This is a genomic window from uncultured Lamprocystis sp. (assembly GCF_903933125.1).
In the GTDB taxonomy this organism is placed as follows: Bacteria; Pseudomonadota; Gammaproteobacteria; order Chromatiales; family Chromatiaceae; genus Thiodictyon.
On sequence record NZ_CAIZIZ010000208.1, the window covers coordinates 1 to 2,273 of the forward strand.

Genomic DNA, 2,273 nt, shown 5'->3' on the forward strand with positions numbered 1-2,273 from the left:
CCTCGATCAAGATTCCGGCCACTTGGGCGCGCCGGGTGCGTCGTCAGGCCATCCTGGCCTGACACCGTCAGGGCTGGAAGCCCTGACGACGCACGCCGCTGGCCGGGATTACGATCAAGGCCTAATCGACGATGTCATCGATCGTGTCTGCGCTGAGCACCCGCTCGGACCACGCGAGCAGGGTATCGGCATCGGCGTCGCTGATGCGTTGTTGGATCTCGGGTGACGGGGGGCCGAACTTGAGGGTGAGTAGCCGCAGCAGGACTCGAGCTTCGCCGCGCGCTTCGGCCATGCGTTCAATGCTCATGACATAGGACATTTTCTGTTGCTCCTCGAGTGCGATCAGTTCGCCGCGCAGTTCAAGTTCAAGGGCCGCCGGCAGCCGCAGCATCCAGTCGATAAAGCGCAGCAGGGCCAGGACGTCGTCGCGTCCGTAACCGGATTCATAGAGCAGCCAGATGATCTCGCGTTTACTGGCTTTGCGCTCAGGATCGGAGGTGCGGCGATGGGCCGCCAGTTGGGCCAAGGCCACGACGGCAAAGGGATTGGTTGCCACCCGGGCCTTGAAGATGGCCAACTGGTCAGCCCACTGCTGGAGATGATGGACCCGGTAACAAAAGTGCACCCCAAAGCCGTCGCGTTCGCGTTGGTTGGTGATCACCACCAGCCCGTAGGATGCGGTGAGGAACGGGCACTGGTGGCGAATTGCGCCCGCGCGAGCGCATCCGCCGCAACGGCTTGGTCAGACCCGGAATGTCTCACGCCAAGGCGCCAAGGGCCTTCAAGGCGATAGCCCGTAGGTTGGGGTGAGGAACGAACCCCAACATCCCGGCCGCCGATCGTTGGGGTTCGTTCCTCACCCCAACCTACCGGTCTTATCGGCGAGAAAATCGCGCACGGACTCATCGTTGAAGCGCTCCGTGACCGGATCGAAGCCGAGGGTGAACAGTCTGACCAACATGACCGGTCGGACGCTCAGAACGCCGTCGGCCAAGAGTAAGAGTGTAAAAGAGTCAAGTTATACGGTCCTCGAAAGGCGAAAGCCGAGGTAGTAGTCGCGGTAGGACGGCGCGAACCCGTAGCGGTACGCCGCACGGGAGTCGTCGGCGGCGTCGTCCCAGGCGCCGCCCCGCATAACCCGGCCGGAGCCCGTGTCAGGGCCACTCGGCGCTCTGCTCGCCAGTGGCTGCGCAGTGCTAACGCTCAGTGCAGTATTCCCGCGCCCGATGCCGAGTGCACCGGCAATACGCCGCCATGTGCTCGGCCGCTGTTGGCCACTACGCTGCGCAGTAGCACTCGCTGCGAGTGCAGTAGCGAGCTGCTGGTAGTAATCCGCCGCATACCAATCCGTACACCACTCCCAGCAGTTGCCGTGCATGTCGTAGAGCCCCCAGTCATTCGCGTGTCGCTGACCCGCCGGGTGGAGCCGGCCCTCGGCATTGTCGCTGAACCAGGCGTATTCGCTCAAGCAAGCCGAGTCGTCGCCGCAGCACCAGCGGGTGGCGGTGCCGGCGCGGCAGGCGTACTCCCACTGGGCCTCGGTGGGCAGCGCATAGCGCTCGCCGGTCTGGGCGCTTAGCCAAGCGCAGTAGGCGCGTGCATCCTCCCAGGAGACGCCAACTACCGGCAGATCCAGTGCCACGCGGCTGATGCCGCGCTTGGCGTAAAAATCGTTCTTGCCGGTCTCCAGGTGGTACTCGTTGCCGGCTTCCAACCATTCCGGCCAATGGGTGTCGCTCGCCTCGCAGAAACGCCGGTACTCGCCCCAGGTGACCGGGGTGCGCCCGAGCGCGAAGGCCGGGAGCTCGACCGGGTGAACCGGCTGCTCGTCGGTGCTGCCCTGCGCATCGCCCATCTGAAAGATCCCGCCGGGAAGATAGACCATCTGCGGGGCGTCGCTCGCCGCGGCGCCGACTGGATCAGCGCTGTTCAGGTGATCCCGAAAGACCTCGTAGGGGGCGAAACGGCGCGGTGCGGGCGGTTCAATGATGGGCGCGGGCGGCGCGGCGCCAAGGGTAAAAGGGTAAGAGGAAAGAGGGCCAGTCCTCGAAAGGCGAAAGCCGAGGCTGCTGTCGCGGTCGGACGGCGCGTCCCCGTAGCGGTACGCCGCACGGCAGTAGTCGGCGGTGAGGTCCCAGGCGCCGCCCCGCATAACCCGGTTGGAGCCCGCTGCAGGGCCACTGGGATTCTCACTCGGCGGCTGCTGCGCAGTGTCGGTATCGGTTACCGCGTAGGGTCCGCTGTGCGGACCGGGCGCCGCGTTGACCTCAAGG

The 2,273-nt window shown here is 65.3% G+C and carries 2 protein-coding genes; both read right to left on the reverse strand.

Features of this window, described 5'->3' with window-relative positions; translation table 11 throughout:
• Window positions 1-121: 121 nt before the first annotated feature.
• Window positions 122-661 (reverse strand): DUF4351 domain-containing protein, encoded by a 540-nt coding sequence (locus QZY03_RS10540; RefSeq protein ID WP_295580751.1) that lies wholly within the window; start codon window positions 659-661, stop codon window positions 122-124.
• Window positions 662-1,018: 357 nt separating this feature from the next.
• Window positions 1,019-2,273: SUMF1/EgtB/PvdO family nonheme iron enzyme (locus QZY03_RS10545; RefSeq protein WP_295580753.1), on the reverse strand; the 1,255-nt coding region annotated here is incomplete at its 5' end.